Annotated in this window: 19 protein-coding genes and 2 pseudogenes; 14 read left to right on the forward strand and 7 right to left on the reverse strand. The window is 70.4% G+C overall.

Annotated elements, in window-relative coordinates; genetic code table 11:
• Positions 1 to 177 precede the first annotated feature (177 nt).
• The gene (locus tag EAS64_RS00500) at positions 178 to 2,631 is read left to right on the forward strand and encodes a winged helix-turn-helix domain-containing protein (protein ID WP_187365588.1); all 2,454 of its coding nucleotides are present in this window, start codon (positions 178 to 180) and stop codon (positions 2,629 to 2,631) included.
• On the opposite strand, the gene hppD is transcribed toward EAS64_RS00500, so the two are convergent.
• Positions 2,628 to 3,794, reverse strand: coding sequence for a 4-hydroxyphenylpyruvate dioxygenase (gene hppD / locus EAS64_RS00505; RefSeq protein WP_145850746.1), 1,167 nt, complete (start codon positions 3,792 to 3,794; stop codon positions 2,628 to 2,630). The genes EAS64_RS00500 and hppD overlap by 4 nt on opposite strands.
• A gap of 177 nt (positions 3,795 to 3,971) precedes the next feature.
• Here hppD and EAS64_RS00510 point away from each other — a divergent pair, with 177 nt between their 5' ends.
• Complete coding sequence (locus EAS64_RS00510) at positions 3,972 to 4,469, forward strand: Lrp/AsnC family transcriptional regulator (RefSeq protein WP_145850747.1); 498 nt, start codon at positions 3,972 to 3,974, stop codon at positions 4,467 to 4,469.
• A gap of 5 nt (positions 4,470 to 4,474) precedes the next feature.
• Here the strand turns inward: EAS64_RS00510 and EAS64_RS00515 are convergent, their stop codons facing one another.
• Positions 4,475 to 4,948 carry a MarR family winged helix-turn-helix transcriptional regulator gene (locus EAS64_RS00515; protein WP_145850748.1) on the reverse strand — a complete coding sequence of 158 codons (474 nt, stop codon included), beginning with the start codon at positions 4,946 to 4,948 and terminating at the stop codon, positions 4,475 to 4,477.
• 75 nt (positions 4,949 to 5,023) lie between these two features.
• Here EAS64_RS00515 and EAS64_RS00520 point away from each other — a divergent pair, with 75 nt between their 5' ends.
• From EAS64_RS00520 to EAS64_RS47280, 3 genes and pseudogenes are all read left to right on the forward strand, one after another.
• Complete coding sequence (locus EAS64_RS00520) at positions 5,024 to 5,782, forward strand: SDR family NAD(P)-dependent oxidoreductase (protein WP_145850749.1); 759 nt, start codon at positions 5,024 to 5,026, stop codon at positions 5,780 to 5,782.
• Positions 5,783 to 5,864: 82 nt separating this feature from the next.
• Positions 5,865 to 6,353 (forward strand): nitroreductase/quinone reductase family protein, encoded by a 489-nt coding sequence (locus tag EAS64_RS00525; protein ID WP_222848899.1) that lies wholly within the window; start codon positions 5,865 to 5,867, stop codon positions 6,351 to 6,353.
• Between the two features lie 95 nt (positions 6,354 to 6,448).
• A pseudogene (locus EAS64_RS47280) lies at positions 6,449 to 7,633 on the forward strand (cytochrome ubiquinol oxidase subunit I); the annotation flags it as partial.
• Here EAS64_RS47280 and EAS64_RS46605 read toward each other — a convergent pair.
• The gene (locus EAS64_RS46605) at positions 7,621 to 7,749 is read right to left on the reverse strand and encodes a hypothetical protein (protein WP_281283163.1); all 129 of its coding nucleotides are present in this window, start codon (positions 7,747 to 7,749) and stop codon (positions 7,621 to 7,623) included. The pseudogene EAS64_RS47280 and the gene EAS64_RS46605 sit on opposite strands and share 13 nt — an antisense overlap.
• A gap of 29 nt (positions 7,750 to 7,778) precedes the next feature.
• On the opposite strand from EAS64_RS46605, the gene EAS64_RS00535 reads away from it, so the two are divergent.
• From EAS64_RS00535 to EAS64_RS00545, 3 genes are all read left to right on the forward strand, one after another.
• Positions 7,779 to 9,095, forward strand: coding sequence for a cytochrome d ubiquinol oxidase subunit II (locus tag EAS64_RS00535; RefSeq protein ID WP_187365589.1), 1,317 nt, complete (start codon positions 7,779 to 7,781; stop codon positions 9,093 to 9,095).
• 377 nt (positions 9,096 to 9,472) lie between these two features.
• Positions 9,473 to 9,871 (forward strand): hypothetical protein, encoded by a 399-nt coding sequence (locus tag EAS64_RS00540; protein ID WP_145850751.1) that lies wholly within the window; start codon positions 9,473 to 9,475, stop codon positions 9,869 to 9,871.
• An 81-nt stretch (positions 9,872 to 9,952) separates the two neighbouring features.
• On the forward strand, positions 9,953 to 10,402 hold the full coding sequence (locus EAS64_RS00545; RefSeq protein ID WP_145850752.1) for a hypothetical protein: 450 nt from the start codon (positions 9,953 to 9,955) through the stop codon (positions 10,400 to 10,402).
• A gap of 88 nt (positions 10,403 to 10,490) precedes the next feature.
• On the opposite strand, the gene EAS64_RS00550 is transcribed toward EAS64_RS00545, so the two are convergent.
• Both EAS64_RS00550 and EAS64_RS00555 read right to left on the reverse strand, forming a co-directional pair.
• Positions 10,491 to 11,162, reverse strand: a complete 672-nt coding sequence (locus EAS64_RS00550) for an ABC transporter ATP-binding protein (RefSeq protein WP_145850753.1) — start codon at positions 11,160 to 11,162, stop codon at positions 10,491 to 10,493.
• Positions 11,163 to 11,167: 5 nt separating this feature from the next.
• Positions 11,168 to 12,586, reverse strand: coding sequence for an ABC transporter permease (locus EAS64_RS00555; RefSeq protein ID WP_145850754.1), 1,419 nt, complete (start codon positions 12,584 to 12,586; stop codon positions 11,168 to 11,170).
• 354 nt (positions 12,587 to 12,940) lie between these two features.
• Here EAS64_RS00555 and EAS64_RS00560 point away from each other — a divergent pair, with 354 nt between their 5' ends.
• The 6 genes and pseudogenes from EAS64_RS00560 to EAS64_RS00585 all read left to right on the forward strand — a co-directional run bounded on the left by EAS64_RS00560 (position 12,941) and on the right by EAS64_RS00585 (position 18,506).
• Complete coding sequence (locus EAS64_RS00560; RefSeq protein WP_145850755.1) at positions 12,941 to 13,135, forward strand: hypothetical protein; 195 nt, start codon at positions 12,941 to 12,943, stop codon at positions 13,133 to 13,135.
• A 67-nt stretch (positions 13,136 to 13,202) separates the two neighbouring features.
• Positions 13,203 to 13,854: pseudogene (locus tag EAS64_RS00565) on the forward strand (response regulator transcription factor).
• A 19-nt stretch (positions 13,855 to 13,873) separates the two neighbouring features.
• A complete protein-coding gene (locus tag EAS64_RS45410; protein ID WP_246115477.1) occupies positions 13,874 to 14,503 on the forward strand; it encodes a hypothetical protein in 630 nt (209 codons plus the stop codon).
• Positions 14,427 to 15,263, forward strand: a complete 837-nt coding sequence (locus EAS64_RS00575) for a sensor histidine kinase (protein WP_246115570.1) — start codon at positions 14,427 to 14,429, stop codon at positions 15,261 to 15,263. The genes EAS64_RS45410 and EAS64_RS00575 overlap by 77 nt, the downstream gene beginning before the upstream one ends.
• 175 nt (positions 15,264 to 15,438) lie before the next feature.
• A complete protein-coding gene (gene fumC / locus EAS64_RS00580) occupies positions 15,439 to 16,893 on the forward strand; it encodes a class II fumarate hydratase (protein WP_145850758.1) in 1,455 nt (484 codons plus the stop codon).
• Between the two features lie 233 nt (positions 16,894 to 17,126).
• The gene (locus EAS64_RS00585; protein WP_145850759.1) at positions 17,127 to 18,506 is read left to right on the forward strand and encodes a dihydrolipoyl dehydrogenase family protein; all 1,380 of its coding nucleotides are present in this window, start codon (positions 17,127 to 17,129) and stop codon (positions 18,504 to 18,506) included.
• 337 nt (positions 18,507 to 18,843) lie between these two features.
• Here the strand turns inward: EAS64_RS00585 and EAS64_RS00590 are convergent, their stop codons facing one another.
• Together EAS64_RS00590 and EAS64_RS00595 are read right to left on the reverse strand one after the other, a co-directional pair.
• Positions 18,844 to 19,593: an SDR family oxidoreductase gene (locus tag EAS64_RS00590; RefSeq protein WP_145850760.1), complete on the reverse strand. Its 750-nt coding sequence runs from the start codon at positions 19,591 to 19,593 to the stop codon at positions 18,844 to 18,846.
• Between the two features lie 277 nt (positions 19,594 to 19,870).
• Positions 19,871 to 21,934, reverse strand: a complete 2,064-nt coding sequence (locus EAS64_RS00595; RefSeq protein WP_187365590.1) for an alkaline phosphatase family protein — start codon at positions 21,932 to 21,934, stop codon at positions 19,871 to 19,873.
• Between the last annotated feature and the right edge of the window lie 235 nt (positions 21,935 to 22,169).

Here is a 22,169-nt window from a genome sequence, read left to right on the forward strand (position 1 = left end):
GGAGAGTTCAGCCGTCACAGCCGCCGTCTGCCATTTCGCAGCACGCTTTCGTAACCAAATGTCTCCCGTTCTTTAGTTGACGCCCTGCCGATGACATGATGGGACCGGGGGGTTGACATGAGTTTCAATAGGGTCGTGGCGCCGCGGGGAGGAATCCCGGCGGAGCCAAATGAATTCGTGGGACGGACGGCTGAGCTGCGTCAGCTGGACGAACTACTGAACAGCACGCGCCTTGTCACGCTCGTCGGTCCAGGCGGCGTCGGCAAGACCCGCGTGGCGCTGCGCGCCGCCGCCGCGGCGGCGCCCAGGTACCCGGACGGCGTGTGGCTGGTGCAACTGTCCGGGTTGCGCGACCGCAGGCTGCTGCCGCACATCATCGCTCAGCGGATCGGCGCGGCCGAGCACTTCGCCGGGTCGCCGTCGAACGCGCTGCTCGCCCACCTGCGCGACCGCCGGCTGCTGCTGATCCTCGACACCTGCGAGCACCTCATCGACGCCTGCGCGGAGCTGGCCGACGCCATCGTGGCCGGGGCGCCGTCGGTGACCGTGCTCGCCACCAGCCGCGAGCCGCTCAACGTCACCGGTGAGACCACCGTTCTCGTCCGCCCGCTACCGGTTCCCGGTGCGGGGTCGGGCGAAGGCAGGAACCCGTTCGGCATGATCGATCTCGAGGAGGGGGCCGGAACCGGCGGCGGCGAGCGGACCCCGGCCGACGGCGGCGATGCCGTAGAGCTCTTCGCGCGGCGCGCGGCCGCCGCGGTGCCCGGGTTCGCGGTGACCGAGGCTAACAGGGCCGAGGTGGTCAGGCTCTGCCGGCGTCTCGACGGCGTGCCGCTGACCATCGAGCTGGCGGCCGGCCGGCTCAAGCAGTTCTCGCTCGCGGAGATCAGCCGGCGCCTCGACAACAGGCTCGCGCTGCTCACCGGGAGCGGCGACCCCGACGAGCGGCACGCGACGGCGCGCAACGCCATCGCCTGGAGCTACGACACCTGCACGACCACGGAGCGGACGCTGTGGGCGCGGCTGTCGGTTTTCCCCGCAAGCTTCGACGCCGCCGCCGCGGCGGAGGTGTGCGCGAGCGGTGAGCTCAGCGGCACGGAGATCTTCGAGACGATCCTGCGGCTTGTCGACAAGTCCCTGATGATGCCGGCGGTCGCGGACGGGCGGGGGCGGCCCCGCTACCGGATGCTCGACACCATTCGCGAGTTCGGCGCGGAGCAGCTGACGGCGTCCGGCGAAGACCTCGGCATCCGCGACCGCTTCATCGCCCGTTACCTGTCCATGGCCAGGCACGTCGAAGAGCACGTGTTCGGCGACGAGCAGCTGGAGCTGTTCAGCGAGCTGCGCAGGGAGCAGGCAAGCATCAGGGCCGCGCTCGAGTACTCGCTCGGCGGACGGATCAGGCAGCCGGACAGGGAGCGGGACGGCGCCGAGCTGACAACGAGGCTGTGGGCCTACTGGGTCTCCTGCGGGCGGATGGTAGAGGCGGACTACTGGCTGAGCAAGGCGCTCGAACTGATACCCGACCCGTGCCCGCAGCGGGCGTGGGTTCTCGCGGTCCGCTGCTTCCTCGGTGCCGTGCGCGGCGCCATCCCGCAGGCGGTGGCCGACGGGCGGGCGGCGGTCCGGCTCGCGGAATCGCTGCGGAAGCCGCTGATCGCCGGCCGTGCGCACATCAGCCTGTGCCTGGCGCTGACCTTCGCCGGGCAGCTGGACGCCGCCGTGCGCTCGGGAAGGGCCGCGCAGCGCCGGCTGGCGCCGCTCGGCGACGTCACGGGGCTGATCGTGCTCGACGCGCACCTGGCGGTGCTGCACCAGGGCCTCGGCCAGCCGGCCGAGGCCATCGCCTGCTACCAGCGGGGCATCGAACGGTTCGGCCAGCACAGCGGCGAGCGTGTCTACCACGGGTACCTGCACGTGGCCGGCGCGTTCGGCTACCTCGAGCTGCCGGGCATGGAGGCCGAGTCGGCCAGGGTGCTGTCGCTCACGCTGCTCGCCAAGTACGACCTGGACGAGGTCACTGGAACGGCCTACTCACTCGAGCTGCTCGGCTGGCTTGCCGCCGGAGCCGGCCGGCACTCGCGTGCCGCCTGGCTGATGGGCGCGGCCGACCCGCTGTGGGTCCGCTGCGGCGCCCGGCTCAGCAACGCGGTCCTCTGGGAGCCGCGGCACGAGCAGGCGGTGGCCATCGCCAGGGAGGCGCTCGGCGCGGAGCGGTACGCCCAACTGTTCGACGCGGGCGCGCAGCATCCGCTGGATCAAGTGGTCGCGCTCGCGATCAACGACGCCGAGACGCTCGACGGCAGCGTCCACGGCCTTGCGCAGGCCGGCGGGCCCACCGGGCCGTCGGGGCTCAGCGACCACGAGTGGGAGATCGCCTTCCTCGTCGCGACGGGGCTGCCCGCCAGGCAGATCGCCAGGCGGCTGTTCACCACCCCGCGCCGAGTCGAGGAGCAGCTCAAGGGGATCTTCGCGAAGCTCGGCATCTCGTCGCTGAAGCAGCTCGGGCCCTGGCTCGGCGAGGAGCTTGCCTCGCGGCCAGGGCCTACCGTGCTGTCGGTGCCGTCGGCACGCTCGCTTCCCGACGGGTCCGCCGCGCCGGCCCGCGGTCCCGCCGCCAGGCGGCGCTAGAGGTTGCCGCGCTTGGCCTGCTCCCGCTCGATCGCCTCGAAGAGCGCCTGGAAGTTGCCCTTGCCGAAGCCGAGCGAGCCGTGCCGCTCGATGAACTCGAAGAACACGGTCGGCCGGTCGCCGATCGGCTTGGTGAAGATCTGCAGCAGGTAGCCGTCCTCGTCGCGGTCCACCAGGATGCCGCGCTTGCGCAGTTCGCCCACTGGCACCCGGACCTCGCCGATGCGCTGCCGCAGCACCGGATCGGTGTAGTACGAGTCGGGCGTGGCGAGGAACTCGACGCCGCGCGCCTTGAGCGCGTCGACTGTCGCACAGATGTCCGGGGTGGCCAGGGCCAGGTGCTGCACGCCTGGGCCGCCGTAGAACTCCAGGTACTCATCGATCTGCGACTTCTTCTTGCCCTGGGCCGGCTCGTTGAGCGGGAACTTCACCCGGTGATCGCCGCTCGCCACGACCTTGCTCATCAGCGCCGAGTACTCGGTGGCGATGTCGTCGCCGATGAACTCGGCCATGTTGGTGAAGCCCATCACCCGGTTGTAGAAGGCCACCCATTCGTCCATGTGGCCGAGTTCCACGTTGCCGACGACGTGGTCGAGCGCGACGAAGGCGGGCTCGTGTGCCTGGGCGTCGGCCTGGCTGCTGCGCGGCTCGTAGCCCGGCAGGTAGACGCCGTGGTAGCGGGACCGGTCCACCAGGCTGTGCGTGGTGTCGCCGTACGTCTTGAGCGTGGCGGTGCGCACCGTGCCGCGGGAGTCGGTCACGTCGTGCGGCTCTTTGACGACCGTGGCGCCCGCCGTGCGGGCATGTGCGACGCACTTGTCCACGTCGGGCACCTCAAGCGCCACGTCGAGCACGCCGTCGCCGTGCCTGCGGTGGTGATCGGCGAGCGGGCTGTCCGGGCTGACCGCGCCCATCACCACGAACCTGACCTTGCCCGCCTTGAGCACGTAGGAATGGTGGTCGCGGTTCCCCGTCGACGGACCCGCGTAAGCCTCGAGCCGCATGCCGAACGCCAGCTGGAAGTACAGCGCCGCCTGCGTCGCGTTCCCCGACACCCAGACCACCGCGTCCCAGCCGTTGACGGGGAACGGGTCGGTGCTGATGTCATGGGCGACCACGCCGGTCAGCCGGTCGGTGTCGGTTTCCAGGTAGCTGACGCTCATCGGGTGCCTCCCGCTTGTTTGGTTGCCCGGTTAGGGCCATCAGAACGGGTTCGAGCTCCCCTAGTCAACCAACCCATTTCCTGATAGTCGGGTTGAGCATTGTGCGGAGCAGATACGGTTCTAAGCTATGCATATTGACTAGCTTGTTCTTTGGCGCGACTAGGGAGTCGGAACGGCATGCAGGAACTCGACGCGCTCGACCTGGCGCTGGTGACCGCGCTGCGGGAGAACCCGCGCGCTGGAGCGCTCGAGTTGTCTCGAGTGACCCGCGTCGCACGGGCCACCGCCGAGTCCCGGCTGCGCCGGATGGAACAGGCCGGCATCATCACCGGCTACGGGCCGGACATCGACGTGGCCGCCGCCGGGTTCGCGGTCCTCGCGTTCGTCACGCTGGAGATCGCCCAGGGTGCGCTGTCCGCGGTGCAGGCGGACCTCGCGGCGATCCCCGCGGTGCTCGAGGCCTACGCGGTCACCGGGTCGGCCGACGTCGTGTGCAAGGTCGCGGCGACCTCGCACGCCGACCTGCAGCAGGTGCTGCTGCGCATCGACTCCTCGCCGTCGGTCGCGCGGTCCACGTCGGCCATCGTGCTGTCCACGGTGATCGCGCCGCGGGACCTGCCGCTGCTCCAGTCGCGCGAGCCGGCGTCGGCGCCGCGGTCACCCTCGTTCCGCTGAGCCCGTCAATGCGAACCGGTAAGGCCGGCCCAGGGCGAGTCCGCGCTTGGGGGTTCGGCGACATTCGCCGTTAGGCGGGTGAGCAGCGTAGTCAGGGTCGCTATCTCCGCCTCGGCTACGCCGGCGCGCAGTTGCTCGTCGAAGGCGACCGCGGCCTGGCGCAGGCGGAGGAACACCGTTTCGCCTGCCTCGGTGAGCTGTACCAGCTGGATGCGCCGGTTGCCTGCGTCGCGAGTGCGGGTAATGAGGCCGGCCGCGTCCATCGCGTTCAGGTGGTGGGTGAGCGTGGCCTCGCGGATGCCGACCGCTTCCGCAAGCTCGCGCTGCGTGCCGGGCCTGCAGATCTTCAAGTTGAGCAGGATCAGCCAGACCGGGAGGCTGCCGCCAGCCTCGGCCAGTGCCTCGTCGAAGGCGCGGCCGACGGCGCGGGCCGCCTGGTTGAGGCGCAGCCCGATCGGGACGGGAAACGGGTCCGGCATGGGTGCCAGCGTAACAGTCATCCATCGACCTCTAACCGTTTGACATCTAACTCTTAGATATCTAACCTATCAGCCATGGAGAGATTCGACGGACAGGTCGCCCTGGTCACCGGCAGTTCCCGCGGCATCGGGGCCGCCATCGCGGCGCGGCTCGCCCGCGGCGGCGCGGTGGTCGCCGTGCACGGGCGCGACCCTGAAAGCGTCCGCGCGGCCGCGGCCTTGGTCGCTGCAGAGGGCGGCAAGGCCTTCCCGGTGACCGGCGACGTGACCGACTTCGCCCAGGTGGAAGAGATCCGCGCACGGGTCGAGGCCGAGGCCGGCCCGGTGGACATCCTCGTCGCAAACGCGGGCGGCAGCCTGACACCGCCCGCCCCGATCGAGGAGATTCCTGTCGACGGCTGGCGCGCCACCGTCGACGGCAACCTACTGGCCACGTTCCTCACCCTGAAGAGCTTCCTGCCGGGGATGAAGGAGCGCCGCCGCGGCTGCGTCATCACCATCGGCTCGGCTGCAGGGCGGCGCGCTGACCCGCGCTCCCCCATCCCCTACGCCGCCTGCAAGGCGGGGATCGCGCTGCTCACCCAGGAGGTCGCGGCGCAGGCAGGGCCGTCAGGCGTACGAGTCAACTGCATCGCGCCCGAGACGATCCTGACGGAGGGCAACCGCCAGCGCATCCCCGCCGGGCAGCAGGCGGCGATGGCCGACTGGCACCCGCTGAGACGGCTCGGCACGCCGGAGGACGTCGCGGCGGCCGCCGCCTTCCTCGCGTCGGACGGCGCGGCGTGGATCACCGGCGTGGTCCTCGACGTGGCCGGCGGCGCCGTGCTCGTGTGACTCGGCAAGCCCTGGCCTAGCTCTCGTCTCGTCTCATCCCGTCTCCTCTCGTCTCGTCAAGGAAAGGACCATCGTTATGGCCATGACCGCATTCCCCGACGGCGCCGCCGCCGCGGGGCGACGGCAGGCCCGCATCATGCGGGTCGTCAACGTCCCCATGCGCGCCGCGCTCAGCCTGCCGTTCCCGACCCCGCTGTCGGCGAACCTGATGCTGATCTCCTACACCGGCGTGAAGTCGGGCAAGGCGTACCGCCAGCCGGTGAGCTACGCCAGGGACGGCGAGACGCTGCTCACGCCGGGCGGCGGCAACTGGACGCGCAACCTCGGCGGGCACCGGGAGGTCAGGCTCCGGCTGCGCGGCCGGGGCGTGCCCGCGCACGCCGACCTGGTCAGCGACCAGGCGGAGGTGGAGCGACTGCTCGGCGTCATCGCGGTGGGCAACCCGCGCGCGATGCGTTACATACCGATACCGCGCCGCGCCGACGGCCGGCTGGAGCCTGACGCCCTGGCCGCCGCCATCGCACACGGCTTCCGCATCGTCCGCTGGCACCTGCACGACCAGCACGCATAGCGCTTGCGGAGGGCCAATTACTACGTCGCGTAGTAGGCAGTTATAGGCTGAGGGACATGGGTGCGAATCAGCACTATCTGTTCGAAGCGCGGCAAATGCAGGCGCTTTCGCTGGCCGTGCACATCCCGCTGGTGTGCTTCGGCATCGCCTTTCCCGTCCTCGTCCTGTTCGCCGAGTGGCGCTACCTGCGGACCGGTGACGACCTGTACCGGGTGCTCGCCCGCCGCTGGTCGCGGATCATGCTGGCGCTGTTCGCGGTCGGGGTCGTCACCGGGACCATCCTGTCCTTCGAGCTCGGGCTGCTGTGGCCTGCCTGGATGCAGGACTTCGGCAACGTCTTCGGGCTCGGGTTCACGCTCGAGGGATTCTCCTTCTTCCTCGAGGCCATCTTCATCGGGATCTACGCCTACGGCTGGGAGCGGCTCTCGCCGCGCGCGCACTTCCTGTCCGGCATCCCGGTCGCGGTCGCCGGGGTGGCCGGATCGCTTTTCGTCATCGCGGTGAACGGCTGGATGAACCATCCATCCGGGTTCACGCTGGTCAACGGGCGGGCGACGGACGTGCACCCGTGGCAGGCGCTGTTCGCCAACCCGATGTACTGGAGCGAGTACGTGCACATGTACTTCGCCGCTTACATCGTGTGCGGGTTCCTGCTCGCCGGGGCCTACGCGTGGGCTTTCCTGCGCGGGCGGCGCGGGCGCTACGAGCGGACGGCGCTCGGCATCACGCTGTCGGCCGCGTCGGTCGCCGCACCGCTTCAGGTCATCGTCGGCGACTGGGCGGCCAGGGACGTGGCAACCTACCAGCCGGTGAAGCTCGCCGCGATGGAGGGCCTGGCGAGCACGACGCGCGGCGCGGCCGAGCACCTGCTTGGCTGGTACAACGGGCATGCGGTGGTGTGGGGCGTGGAGATACCGCGGCTGCTGTCGCTGCTCGCGTTCCACAACCCGAACGCGGTGATCAAGGGCCTGAACATCGTTCCGCTCGCCGACCAGCCGCCGGTCAACGTGGTGCGGCTGTCGTTCCAGACGATGGTCGGCATCGGGACGCTGCTCGCGCTGCTCGGCCTGGTGTACCTGTTCCTGCGCTTCCGGCGCCGCGGCCTGCCCCGGCTCTTGCTGTGGGCGGTCGTCGCCGCCGGTCCGCTGTCGGTTGTCGCGCTGATCGCCGGCTGGATCACCACCGAGGTGGGCCGCCAGCCGTGGATCGTCTACGACGTGATGCGGGTGTCCGCGGCGGTCACCGGGGCAAGCGCCATCCCCGTCGGCTACGGCGCGCTGACCGTGGTGTACCTGATCCTGGGCGTGATCGTGTACGCGATCTTGCGCCGGCTCTCCAGGGTGCCGCTGCCTTCCGCTGCGCTGCCCGCGCCCGTCACGCCCGTCACGCCCGTCACGCCCGCCGCTCCTGCTGGGGAGGCGAACGATGGCTTATGTTCCCGTCGCCTTCATGCTGGCCGGCATGGCGGCGTACACCGTGCTGGCCGGCGCCGACTTCGGTGCCGGGCTGTGGTCGCTGCTCGCCGTCGGACGGCTCGGCGAGCCGTCCGCGGCGCGGATACGCGACCAGGCCAGGCATGCCATGGGGCCGGTCTGGGAGGCCAACCACGTCTGGCTGATCTTCGTGCTTGTCGTGTGCTGGACGGCCTACCCGGTGGCCTTCGGCTCGATCACCTCGACGCTTGCAGGACCGCTGCTCATCGCCGCGATCGGCATCATCTTCCGGGGCGCCGCGTACGCGCTGCGCGGACAGGGGGCATCGCGCGCGGCGGAGAACCTGTTCGCGGTGTCGTCGGTACTCACACCGTTCGCGCTCGGCACCGCGGTCGGCGCGATCGCCACCGGCCGAGTCCCGGTGGGCAACGCGCTCGGCAACGAGGTCACCGCGTGGCTGAACCCGCCGTCGGTGCTGATCGGCGCCCTCGCCGTGGTCTTCTCCGGTTACCTGGCGGCCGTCTACCTGGCGGCCGACTCGGTGCGCTACGGCGAGCCGGACCTCGCCGCCGCCTTCCGGCAGCGCGCGCTGCTCGCCGGGCTGGTGTCGGGGGCACTCGCCCTCGCCGGGCTACTGGTGATGCGCGGGACCGGGCTCGACCTGACGCACGGATCGGCGCTGGCTCTCGTCTGTGTGTCGGGTGTTGCCGGGCTTGCCACCCTGGCGCTGTGCTGGTGGTCATCGTTCTTACTGGCAAGGCTGACGGCGGCGCTCGCCGTTGCCGCGGTGGTGGCCGGCTGGGCGGCGGCGCAGGCGCCGCGGTTCCTGCCGGGCATGACGGTGACGCAGGCCGCAGCAGGCAGGTCCACCCTGATCGCCCTGATCATCGCGGTCGCGTGCGGTTCGGTGATCCTGGTCCCGTCGCTCGTCCTGCTGTACTCGCTGTTCCTGCGGGGCCGCCTCGACACGCCGGAGTCGCATGCACCAGGCGCGCCGCCCGCTCCCCCGCACGCGGCGCGGGGCGTGACCCCGGCCATCTCGGGAGCGACCCCGGCCATCTCGGGAGCGACCCCGGCCGGCGCGGGCGCGACCCCGGCCGGCGCGGGCGCGCCCGGGGCCCGCGAGGAGGCGGAGCCGTTCCCGCGGCATGCGCGCGAGCGGGGCGGGGTTGCCGTGGCGGGGCTAGTGATGGGCGCAGTTCTATTGGTGTTCACAGACGCGACCTGGACGCACGCGCTCGGAGTGGCGGGACTCCTGTTGTGTGCCATCGCGGTCTTCCCCCTGACCGCCACAGACTCCGGCGGGTGAGGGGACAGCCAACTGTTTCGCGTCCATGTCACCACCTATTGCAAAGTCGCCGGGCGTCGGCCACTTCGCTTAACCGGCGGTCGGACAAATGGGGCGAACCGGGCAGGGAAGTGGTCACCCGTTAAGCAGAGTCGCGGATTGTTGTCACCGGGTAAGCAGAGACCGGCGCTGGACGGTTCGCGGCGTACTGGCGCGAGGGGAGCGGTGGTATTAGCAGGGGGTGGCCGTGGCCAAAGAAAGGGGTGGTGACCGTCCTGCGGGGAATCTGGCGCGGGCGCAGGCTGAACGTGTGCGGGCCGAAGGCCCGTGACGGGTGCCGGAACAAACGTTCGCTCCCGGCAGCATCCGCCCTCTCATACAGCCAAGGGGTGGCCGTTATGTTCTCTTTCAGGAATCTTCCCGGCGGTGGCAGGGCGCGCGGCGGACTGAGCCGCGACAGGCGGCGGTGGGCGCTTGCCGCGGTGCCTGTCGCGGTCGCGACCGGGCTGGCACTCGTGCCGTTCGGCGCCTCGCACGCGGCGACGACCGCCAAGAGCACGCCGGCGGCGGCGCTGCCCGTGCTGACGCTGAAGATGACCGGCAAGGTCATCGCCGTCGGCGGTTCGCTCGAGTCCGGCGCGGTCCGCGTCGTGTCCACTGTCACGGACAAGGCGGAGGCGGCGAACGGCGCTGCGCCGACCCTGCTGCGGCTCGACCCCGGGGTCACGTACGGGGAGTTCTTCAAGGTGTTCGCCAAGCTGGCGAGCAGCCCCAACTCCGACCCCAACGACCTGTAAGGCTTCGCGCAGATCGTCTACTCCCCCCAGGCCAACCTTGGGACCAGCTCAGGGATCGTCGACCTCGCACCGGGTAACTACGTGGCGATCGACCTCGGCACCAACGGCACGCCGCCCAACACCACGTTCACCATCGCCAAGTCGGCGCACCCGGCCGCGCTGCCCAAGGCGGGCGCGACGATCTCGTCGATCGAGTTCGGCTTCCGCGGCCCGGCCAAGCTGCACGACGGCGAGCTCGTCAAGTGGGCGAACGCAGGCTTTCTTGTGCACATGATCGTCGGGGCGGAGGCACCCAACCTGGCCACCGCGAAGAAGATCGCCGCGGACCTGAAGGCAGGCAAGGACAACGCCGCGCAGGCGCTCGCGACCGGCTTCTACAGCTGGGACAACGCGCTCTCGCACGGCCAGGCGTTCGAGTCGGTGATCTCGCAGAAGGCCGGCTTCTGGGTGCTGGCCTGCTTCATGGACACTCAGGACGGGCGTGAGCACACCACCCTCGGCATGGAGAAGGTCATCCAGATAGTGAGGTAACCGGCGCGGGGGCCGGACTTCGCCGGACAGGTCCCAGCCGGGCCTGTCCGGCGAAGCCACGCAACCGTTCGGGATGATGCTCTTTGTTTTACGGCTTGAGGGTCAGGCGGCCGCGGGACATGACGGCGACCCGCTGGGCGCGGCGGGTGACCGCGCCATCGTGGCTGACCAGGATGAGCGTGAGGCCGCGCTCGCGCCACAGCTTCTCCATCAGCGCGATGATCTCGTCGCGGGTTTCCTCGTCGAGGTTGCCTGTCGGCTCGTCGGCGAGCAGCACCTTCGGTTCCTTGACCAGGGCACGGGCGATCGCGACGCGCTGTTGCTGGCCGCCGGACAACTGGGACGGCAGATGGCCGGCGCGGTCGGCGAGGCCGACGCTATCCAGGGCCGCGGCCACCGTGCGGCGACGGCCGGCCGGACTGCCGCCGAGCGGGACCAGCGCGGACTCCACGTTCTCGTGCGCGGACAGGGTGGGGATCAGGTTGAAGGTCTGGAAGATGAAGCCGATCGCGGTCGCCCGCACCCTGCTCAGCTGAGCGTCGGGAAGCTTGCCGAGGTCGTGGCCGTCAAGCCTGATCTGACCGGCCGTCGGCCGGTCCAGGCCGCCGAGCAGATTGAGCAGCGTCGACTTGCCATGGCCGGTCCGGCCCCTGATCGCGATCCACTCGCCGTCTTCGATTGTCAGGTCCACGCCGTCGACGGCGGGCACCGGCCCCGCGGCCGTCTTGTAGACCCTTGACACGGCGGTCAGCTGGTACATCGCCGTCACCCCACCTTCGCGAGCGCGTCGGCGGGGCGGAGCCGGCCGATCCGCCAGCTGCCGAAGGCGCCGGCCAGCAGGCCGCCGGCCAGGGCGAGCGCCACGGCGAAGCCGATCGCGGTCACGCCGACCGAGGCGATCATCGGCACGGATACGGTATGGCTGCTCGTCGGGTCGACCGCGCCGTTCGGTGTCATCATGCGCATCCCTGTCGCCTGGGTCAGCGTCGCCGACAGGGACGGCGCGATCGCGTTGATGACCGCGGCGCCGGCGAAGCCGAGTCCGATGCCGAGCGCGGCGCCGAGCACGCCCACCGCGAGGGACTCCCCCATCACCTGGGCGATGATCCTGCGGCCGCGCCAGCCGAGCGCCTTGAGGGTGCCGAACTCGCGCACCCGGCGCGCGACGGCCGCCATTGTCAGCAGCACCGCGACGGCGAACGCGGCGATCAGCACCAGGATGGACAGCCACTTGCCGAGATCGTCGGCGAGCCGCGCGGCCGACGTCACCGAGCCGCTGACCTCGCTGGCCAGGCTGCTTGGGGTAGTGATCGTGGCGCTCGGCAGGATCTTGGCGATCTCCTTCTGCACCGCGTCGATGGCGGTGCCGCTCACCGCGGTCACGTAGATCGTGTTCACCTCGTTCTTGAGGCTGCCGCCGCCTCCCGGGCCTTTCGTGGCGACGGCCTGGGCGGTGGTCAGTGGGATGTAAACGTTCGGCGGGCCGCTCGCCTCCGGCTGGGTGACGATGCCGATGATCTTGAACGTGACACCGCCGATCTTCATCGTGCCGCCGGGCTTGAGGTCGTGGGAGATCGCGTAGTTCTTGTCGACGAGGGCCACGTCGGCGCCCGCGTCGGCGGACTTGAAGCCGCGTCCCGCGGTGAGCACGGCGTCGCCGAGCGGGCCGAGTTTCTGGTAGGCGAGGTCGGTGCCGTCAACGGTGAACGAGGTGGGCTGGGTCATGGTCTGCGAGACCGTCGTCTGGTTGTCGGTAAGCAGCAGTCCGCCGGCCGCGGCGGACACGCCGTGCAGCGTCCTCACCTTGGCGACCGCGGACTCGCTGAGCGGCGAGGAGTTGGTGCCGATCAACGTGTCGATCGTGTAGCCGCTCTTGAGCGAGTGGCACTTGCCGTTGACGCATATCTGACCGCCGTTCGGGCCGATCATGATGCTGGTCCGCTGGCCGCCTCCGCTGCCCTTGCTTGTCGGGCCCTGCGCGGACGGCGGTTTGCCTGTCACGGTGATGTCGGTGCCGACGCCGTACAGGCCCTTGAGCACGCCGGCCTGCGCGTTCCTGACTCCTGCCGAGGCGGCGGTGACCGTGAGCACCAGGCCAACGCCGACGGCGAGGCCGAGCGCGATGAAGACCGACTGCCGCATGCGGCGGCGCAGTTCCCTGAAGAGATATGTGAAATAGAACATGCCGCCTGTTGTAGGGCGGGGCCGGTTGCACGGCGGTGACGCTTGCCGGGGGACGACCCCCGTACCCCCGATGTGCGGGCTGGCGCCCGCACCTGGCGTAACCGCGGTGCAACCGGGGGGCGGGCAGGCTGGCGCCTCGCGGAGGTGAGGCGCTGGTGACAGCGGAAGACGATGACTTCGACGAGCGGTTCCCCGATGACGACGAGCGCGATGAGGGCGGACGGGGATGGGCCTGGCCGACGGGCGGGCAGACCATGCTGCCGCCGGAAAGCGGCAGCATGGTCAGGCGCGACGATTCCGACGCCGGGTCCCGGTCAGCAGCTGGAACTCGAGCTCGGCGGCACCGTCACGAGGGTGAGCGCCACCTCGATCACGATCGGCGCGGGCGGCAACGCCGTCACCGCGACAGTGACTAAGGCAACCAGGGTCAGCGGCAAGGTCAGCACGATCGCGGGCATCAAGGTCGGCGACATGGTGTCCGCGACGATCAGGGGCACCGACGGGAAGCTGACCGCCGTCACGATCCAGGATCCTGCCAGCCTGCCCTGAGCTGACGGTCAGCGACGGGGAGTTGCATGAGCGGTATCTTCGCCCACCCCCAGCAGGGAGACCGACGATGCGGGTGCTCGTGATCGAAGACGACGCCGAGCTCGCCGCGGCGATCGCCGCCGGGCTGCGGCTCGAGGGTCTGGCGGTGGACACCGCGTTCGACGGCGACGCCGGGCTCGAGCATGCCATGGTCAACGACTACGACGTGATCGTGCTCGACAGGGACCTGCCCGGCCTGCACGGCGACGAGGTGTGCGGCCGGCTGGCCGGGGCGAACCGGGCGGGCATCCTGATGCTGACCGCGTCGGGGGCGGTGGAGGACCGGGTGGCCGGTCTCGGCCGCGGCTGCGGATGACTACCTGCCCAAGCCGTTCGCCTTCGCCGAGCTTGTCGCCAGGATCCGGGCGCTTGCCCGGCGGTCGCATCCGGCGGTGCCGCCGGTGCTCGCCGCCAAGGGCATCACGCTCGACCCGGCCAGGCACGTCGCGGTCAGGGACGGGCGGCCACTCGACCTCGGGCCCAAGGAACTGGCCCTGCTCGAGCTGCTGATGGCGGCCAACGGGAGGGTGGTCTCCGCCGAGGAACTGCTCGAGCGGGCCTGGGACGAGATGGCCGACCCGTTCAGCACCGCCGTCAAGGTCACCGTCAGCCGGCTGCGCCGCAAGCTTGGCGAGCCACCGGCGATCGAGACTGTCGCGCAAGCGGGCTACCGGATATGAACCGCCCGGTGGAGTTGCCGTGACGCGCGGCAGCGTGCGGCTGCGGCTGACAGTGCTGTTCGCCAGCCTGTTTCTCGCCGCCGGTGCGGGGCTCCTTGGCATCACCTACGGGCTGGTGAGCCATGCCACGAACGGCATCATCGTGGCGAGGTTCAACGGCACCACGATCGTGGGTCAGCCGGCCTCGGGTCAGCCGACAGCATCGGGCGGGTCCGCGTCCGACGGGTCGGGGTCAACCGGGTCGGGGTCACTCGGGCTTGGGACATCCGGCGGGTCAGGGACGGACGTGACCTTGCCCAACGAGATCCAGGGGCCAGGGACGCTCAACGCCGCGACGAGCCAGTACGCAAGCGACACGCGCAGCGCAGAGAAGGACGCGCTGCTGCTGTACTCGGGCATCGCACTCGGCATCATGCTGGTGGTCTCCGCGGTGCTCGGCTGGTTCGCGGCCGGGCGGGCGCTGCGCCCGCTGCGCCGGATCACCGCCGGCGGCCAGGCGGATCTCCGTGACGAACCTGCACGAACGGCTGGCGCTCGCCGGGCCCGACGACGACGTGCGCGAGCTCGCCGACATGATCGACAGCCTGTTCGCCAGGCTCGACGCGTCACTGCAGGCGCAGCGGCAGTTCGTCGCCAACGCCTCACATGAGCTGCGCACACCGCTTGCCAGGTCGCGCACCCTGCTCGAGGTGGCGCTGCGCGATCCCGGCGCGACGCCTGACTCGTTGCGCGCCGCCTGCGAGCGGGCCATCGCCGCCGGGGCGGAGCAGGAGCGGCTGATCGAGGCGCTGCTCATCCTGGCCCGCGGTCAGCGCGGCCTGGCACGCCGCGAGCCGCTCGACCTGGCCGCGATCACCCGCGACGTGCTCGCGGCGCGCGGCGCGGAGATCACCGCGCGCGGTCTCGACGTCCAGGTCGAACTGTCGCCCGCGCTGCTCGCCGGCGACGCCGCGCTCGCCGAGCGCGCGGTCGCCAACCTCGTCGACAACGCGTTCTTGCACAACGTGCCCGGCGGCACGGTGTGGGTCAGCGTGGAGTCGGACGGCGGCCGTGCGGTGCTTACCGTCGGAAACACCGGTGCTGAGATCGGGCCGGACGCGGTCGGCAGGCTGCTGCTGCCGTTCCAGCGCGGCGGGCCACCCGGGTCATCGCGGACGCGGTCCAGGTCACGCTCGGGCGGTGACGACGGGCTCGGGCTCGGGCTGTCGATCGTGGCGGCGATCGCCGCGGCGCACGAGTCGGGCTTGAGCATCACGCCGCGGCTCGACGGGGGCGGGCTGACCGCGCGGCTTGCCTTCCCGCCCGCCCCCGCCATCACTCTGATCACGCCTGTGCTCGTAGGCGGTGGTCGCACGGACGATGAATGTACCGTTTGGCCGGCTGGAGCCGGCCAAACGGTACATTCATAACGCCGCAGGCCGAACCCGGGTCAGTCGCGGATGGCCACGCCGGTGGACTCGTCGAAGAACTTCACGTCTTCGACGCTCACCGCGAATGTCAGCTTGTCGCCGACCCTGAATGAGGGAAATGCTCCCGGAGGGCCGGGAGGTCGTCCTGCGTGAGGCGCTGTGCGACGCTTGGGGCATGAGCGATGCGCCGCATGTGCGGGATCTGCCGGTGGGGATCGGTGCGACCGGGCACCGGCGTGAGTCGGACTCGATGGGCATGATCGACGTGCCCGCAGACCGGTACTGGGGCGCGCAGACCCAGCGGTCGCTGCTGCACTTCGGCGACATCGGGCCCGAGCCGGTGCCGCGCGCGGTGTATCACGCCTTCGGGCACGTGAAAAAGGCGGCCGCGCTGGCGAACGGCGCCGCGGGGCGGATGCCGGAGTGGATGGCGTCGCTGATCGCGCGGGTCTGCGACGAGGTCATTGACGGCGAGCTTGACGAGCATTTCCCGTTGCGGGTGTGGCAGACCGGTTCTGGCACCCAGTCGAACATGAACGTCAACGAGGTGATCGCCAACCGGTGCATCCAGCTGGCAGGCGGCGTCATCGGGTCCAAGTCGCCGGTGCACCCCAACGATCACGTGAACATGGGGCAGTCATCCAACGACACGTTTCCGACGGCCATGCACGTCGCCGCCGTGCAGGCGGTCGCGTCGGTGGTCACGTCGGTGACCGCGCTGCGCGACGCCATCGCCGCCAAGGCGGATCAGTGGCGGGACGTAGTGAAGATCGGGCGGACGCACCTGGAGGACGCGGTGCCGCTCACCGTCGGGCAGGAATGGTCGGGCTACGCTCGGCAGCTGACCCAGGCGCTGGCCGGCCTTGAGCGTGCCTGCGCGGACCTCTACGAGCTGGCCGCGGGCGGCACCGCGGTCGGCACGGGGCTCAACGCGCCGCCCGGGTTCGGCGCGGAGGTGGCGTGGCGGATCGCGGAGTCGACCGGGCACCCGTTCGTGACCGCGCCGAACAAGTTCGCGGCGCTCGCCGCGTCCGACGCGGTGGCGGCGGCCTCCGCGGGGCTGCGCGGGCTCGCCGTGCCGCTCGCGAAGATCGCCAACGACATCAGGTGGCTCGGCTCCGGGCCGCGGGCCGGGCTCGGCGAACTGGTGCTGCCGGCCAACGAGCCGGGATCCTCCATCATGCCGGGCAAGGTCAACCCGACCCAGTGTGAGGCGATGCTCATGGTCTGCGCCCAGGTGCTCGGCAACGACACCACGGTCGCCTTCGCCGCCGCGCAGGGGAACCTGGAGCTGAACACGATGCGGCCGGTGATGATCGCGAGTTTCCTGCAGTCGGCGGGACTGCTGGCCGGCGCGTGCAAGACGTTCCGCGAATTCTGCGTCGAGGGCGCCGCGCTCAACAACGCGCGCATCGCTGAGCACGTCAACCGCTCGCTGATGCTCGTCACCGCACTGTCGCCGGTGATCGGCTACGACAAGGCCGCGGAGATCGCGCACAAGGCCGAGCACGACGGTTCCACGCTGCGCGAGGCCGCAGTGGCGCTCGGCCACATCTCGGCGCAGGACTTCGACCGTGTCATCGACCCGGTAGCGATGGTCGGCGACACGGCGATGACCGGCGACACATGACCCGCGATCCATGACCAGCGGCACAGCGATGACCGGCGACACAGTGACGGCTGGCGACACAGTGACGGCCGGCGACACATGATCGGCGACGCATGATTGGCGGCACGCGGTCCTGGTAGCTAACTCTCGCGTGCGGGCGGTCGTCCCGTGCCGCGCGGGACCGCGGCCGGGCCGTAACGTTATGCCCGCAACGGTGACATGACGATAAACACGTGATTCCCGCGGAGGGGCGCATGGCGAGTGACAGCTACGACGTGATCGTGATCGGGGCCGGGCCCACCGGAGAGAACGCCGCCGAGCGGGCGGTCCGCGGCGGGCTGAGCGCGCTGATCGTCGAGTCGGAGCTTGTCGGCGGCGAATGCTCGTACTGGGCGTGCATGCCGAGCAAGGCGCTGCTGCGGCCGGCCGGCGTGGTGGCAGAGGCGTCGGCCGTGCACGGTGTCACCGGAGCACGGCTTGAGCCCGCCGAGGTGCTTAAGCGGCGCGATTCCTTCGCGCACGACTGGAAGGACGACGGGCAGGTCAAGTGGCTTGACGGTGCCGGCATCGAGTTGCTGCGCGGCCACGGCAGGCTGGCCGGCGAACGGCGGGTCTCCGTCGGCGGCGCCACGATCACGGCGCGGCACGCGGTGGTCGTCGCCACCGGAACCGGGGCCATCGTGCCGCCGGCGCTGCGCGATGTGCGGCCGTGGACCAGCCGGGAGGCGACGAGCGCGAAGACGGCGCCCGGGCGGCTCGCGATCGTCGGCGGCGGCGTGGTCGGCGCGGAGATGGCCGCGGCCTGGTCGGCCCTCGGCTCGCGGGTCACGCTGATCTCCCGTGGCGGTCTGCTCGACCGGGTGCCTGAGTTCGCCGGCGAACTCGTCACCGCGGGGCTGCGCGACGCGGGCGTGGACGTCCGCACCGGCGCGAACGTGACCGCGGCGGCTAGGGCGGGCGACGGCGGCCCCGTCATGCTGACCCTGGACGACGGGACGATGGTCGAGGCCGACGAGGTGCTCAGCGCGGTCGGACGCTACCCGAAGACCGGCGACATCGGGCTGGCGACGGTCGGCCTCGAGGACGGGTCGTGGCTCGAGGTCGACGACACCATGCGGGTGACCGCCGTCCCCGGCGGGTGGCTATACGCGGCAGGAGACGTGAACCACCTGGCGCTGCTCACTCACATGGGCAAGTACCAGGCACGGATCTGCGGCGACGCCATCGCCGAGCGCGCCGCGGGGCGGGAGCCCCCGGTGCGTGACATCGCGAGCAGGACCCGGGTACCGCAGGTCGTCTTCACTATGCCTGAGGTCGCCGCGGTCGGCCTGACGGCCGCGCAGGCCGAAGCCGCGGGGATGCGGGTCCGCGTCGTGGAGTATGAGATCGGGAACGTGGCGGGCGCCAGCCTGTTCGCCGACGACTACCGCGGCCACGCGCAACTGATCGTCGATGAGGACCGCCAGGTCATCGTCGGGCTGACCCTGGCGGGCCCCGGCGTCGGCGAGATGATCCACGCGGCGACCATCGCCGTAGTGGGCGAGGTGCCGCTGAGTCGGCTGTGGCACGCGGTGCCCTCGTACCCAACAATGAGCGAGTTGTGGTTGCGGCTGCTTGAGACATACGGTCTCTAGCTGGACACCGTCTGTATCCGGGAAATTACTCAAAAGATTCTTCGCAAACGATGTAACGCCCCTGCGGGGTGCGGCGTTTCGTACTCGGGCTTTCCCCCACTTGGAGTCCCCGGATGCCCCCCCGTCCGGGGACTCCAGCAACGGGTTCCGGCGCGCGGACCCCTCAGGGCGAGCCTGCGTTAATCCGTCGTCGGCCGCGGCGCGCCATCAGCCGCGGCCGATGTACGGCGGCTGACCAGCGCGCGATGGCAAAAGGCGCCATCGTATCGCGCGCTAGCCGGCCGGAATCTCCCGGGGGGACGACCCCCCGTACCCCCCGAGAACTAAGACTTAGGCATTAGCCGCGGCCGATGAACGGCATCGTTGTGGCCGTGATGGTGAGGAACTGGACGTTCGCGTCGAGCGGCAGTCCGGCCATGAATACCACCGCATCGGCCGCCAGCCGGGGGTCGAACGTGGGTTCCTTCTTGACCGAGCCGTCCGCCTGCGGTGCGCCGGCCGCGATCCACCCAGTCATCTCCGTGTTGGCGTTGCCGATGTCGATCTGCCCGCAGGCGATGTTGTACGGCCGGCCATCGAGAGAGACCGACTTGGTAAGGCCGGTGATCGCGTGCTTGGTCACCGTGTAGCCGACCGAGCGCGGCCGCGGTGCGTGCGCCGAGATTGACCCGTTGTTGATGATCCGGCCGCCCTGCGGGCGCTGCGCCTTCATCAGCCGCACCGCGTGATGCGCGCAGAGGTAAGACCCCGTGAGGTTGGTGGCGACGATGGACTGCCAGCCATCGGGGCCCAGCTCGTCCACGGCCCCGGCGGGCGCGCCGGTGCCCGCGTTGTTGACAAGCAGGTCGAGCCGTCCGAACCGGTCAGACACCGCGTCGAAGAGCGCCCCGACGGAGGCGGCGTCACCGACATCCGTCGGCACCGGGATCACCGAGCCGGCCGCGGCCAGGGCCGCCGTCTCTTCGAGGGGGGGCAGACGGCGCCCGGCCGCGGCCACCCGCCAGCCCTTTTCCGCCAGCGCGATCGTGATCAGCCGCCCGAGCCCGGAGCCTGCCCCGGTGACGACGGCCGCCTTCTCAGCAGTCATGGTGACAAACTTATGGCCCCCGGCCCTAAGACCAAGCTCGCAGCCGCGAATCGCGCCCAGCTCTTGTCCCTCGGGGGGTTACGGGGGCGCTGAGCAACTCTTGTCCCCGGGGGGTACGGGGATCGCTAAGCAGCTCTTGCCCCTGGGGGTACGGGGTCGCTGAGCAGCTCTTGCCGCAGCGCGGGGACCCCGGGGGGTACGGGGGGTCGTCCCCCCGGGAGACAGAGCTGATGAGCGCGCCCGATACGATGGCGCCTTTCGCCATCGGGCGCGCTCATCAGCGGCGGGCGACGAGCGGCTCCCTGCTGCCGCCGTTGTCGTAGGTGCCCGCCAGCCAGAGCCGGCCAGCGATCGTCGTGATGCCGCCAGGAATGTTGGACCCTGACCCGGCGTCTGGACCGTCGAGCACGGTCCAGTGGCCGCCGGAGTCGCGCAGCACGAGCGCGTTGTTGTTGTCTGTCGCCGGGTCCACGTAGGTGCCCGTCGCCCAGACGGCGCCGTTCGCGACCGCTATGCCGTACAGGTTGGCCCAGTTCGTGTGGTGCGGGATCGCGGGCAGTGTCACCACATGCCACCGGCCGTTCGAGAGGTGCTCGACCAGCGGCTTGCCGCCGCCGAACGGGCTGTCGGACTCGCCGGCCACCCAGACCTGGCCGTGCGAAACCGTCACCGCGTCAAGCTGCACGCTCGCGCTCACCGAGACCGGCAGCGGCACCGCCGACCAGCGGCTGCCGTTCCAGTGCTCGACCAAGCCCTGGTCGGGCGCCTGCCCGCCGAGCTTCTGCCCGACGGCCCACACGTCGTCGCGGCTCACCGCGTCGACCGCGTACAGGTGATTGCCCGAAGAACCAGGGTCGGGGGTGCGCACGACCGACCAGCCGTGCCCGGTCCAGTGCTCGGCGAGGGTCTCGAAGATCCCGTTGCCGCTCTCCTGGTCACCCACCACCCACACGTTGCCGGCGGACAGGGCGGACGCGCCGAAGAACATGTCGCGGAGGCTGCCCGGGTTCGGCGTGTCCGCGACGTGCCAGGAGCGGCCGTTCCACACCTCGACGAGTCCCCGGTCCTGGTAGGCGGAGTTGAGGTGCTCGCCGACCGCCCATGCCTCCCCATCGCGGGCGGCGAGGCCGTAGAACGAGTTGAAGTTGGGCCCGGTGTTCGGGGTGCGGACCACCTTCCACGAGGCGCCGTTCCAGTGCTCGGCGAAGGTCAGCGTCGCGTCCTGGTTGGAGTTGGGCTGGTCGGGAAGGTAGTTGCCCACCGCCCAGATGTCCTTCGGCGACGAGCCGGCGATCGCACCGACACTGTTGTCGCCCGTGCCGAGCAACTGGGCCTGCAGGACGGTAAAGCCCGCCCGGGTTCCCGTCACTGGCTTGGTGGCCGACCGCGGTTCTCGCGGTTGCGACGGAGTCGGGGTCGGCCAGCGCAGCTCGGGCTGGATCCTGGTGGCGATGGCCTTCGAGCCGGTGACGGCGAGCAGGTCCGAGATCGGCGTGACGTGCTTGGTATCGCAGGTGAAGTTGAGGCAGCCGAGGCCGAAGGACTTCTCGATCGAGCTGAGCGTCGAGTAGTGGTTGGCCGGCTGGTGGTCGGTGATGCCGCGCGGGCCGTGGCTGGTGACGACGACCGTGGCGATCCGGCCGCCGCCCGGGATCCCGTCACAGCAGCCCTTGGAGTCGTCGCCGTTGTCGTAGGTGATGATGATGGCGTTGTTGCCGCGCGACCAGAACCGGGCGTGCGTGATCTCCGCGACGACCTGGCCGAGATAGGCATCGCCCACCGCGTCCAGGTGCTGCTGCTGCGGGTCGCCGAGGTTCCCGCTGTCCAGGCAGTAGGGCGGGTCGCCGTGCATGTCGTGGCACTCGTCGGGGACGATGTAGCCGAACCGCGGGACGTTACCCGACGCCAGGTCCCTGGCAAGCTGGCCGGACGGCACCTGGCGCGACCAGTCGAAGGAGTTCCACGAGGTCGTGAAGTTCTGGATGCCGTCGTGCTTGGAGACGTAAAGCGGGTCGGAGTCCGGCGCGCCGTTGCACCTGGCCGGGTAGCAGATGCCCTGGTAGCCGGCGTGCGGCAGGCCCTGCAGGTAGGCCTTCCAGCTGATGCCCGCGTGATCGAGCTGGCTGATCAGGCTTGGCGCGTTGATCTTGTTCATCCAGTAGGCGTCGTCGCTCGTCACGCCGTGCGTCGAGCCGCCCAGCATGGCGACGTAGTTGCTCTCGCTGCTGTCGGGCGACACGCCGAAGTAGTCGGTCGCCACGCCGAACGTGCGCGCCAGGTAATTGAGATTGGGCGCGGCCTTGTTGCCGATCACATCGGTGAAGCCGTTGTTCTCTTCCATGATCAGGAAGACGTGGCTGAGACGCGGGGGCGCCGCTGGGGCGGCCGGTGCCGGAGCGGCTGCCGCCGGCGGCGTTGAAATCGCTGTGATCGCGGTGAGTGCGGTACCGGCAAGGAGCGCCAGGCCCGCCGCGAGTCTGCCGAAGTGACCCATGATCCGATTGAAAGCGCCGCGTTTGAACACAACGTGACGCGGGTCACACGCGCGGGTGTCCTGCCGAGGAATCGCCGACTGT

It is taken from the genome of Trebonia kvetii, from assembly GCF_007827045.1.
GTDB classification, from domain to species: Bacteria; Actinomycetota; Actinomycetes; order Streptosporangiales; family Streptosporangiaceae; genus Trebonia; species Trebonia kvetii.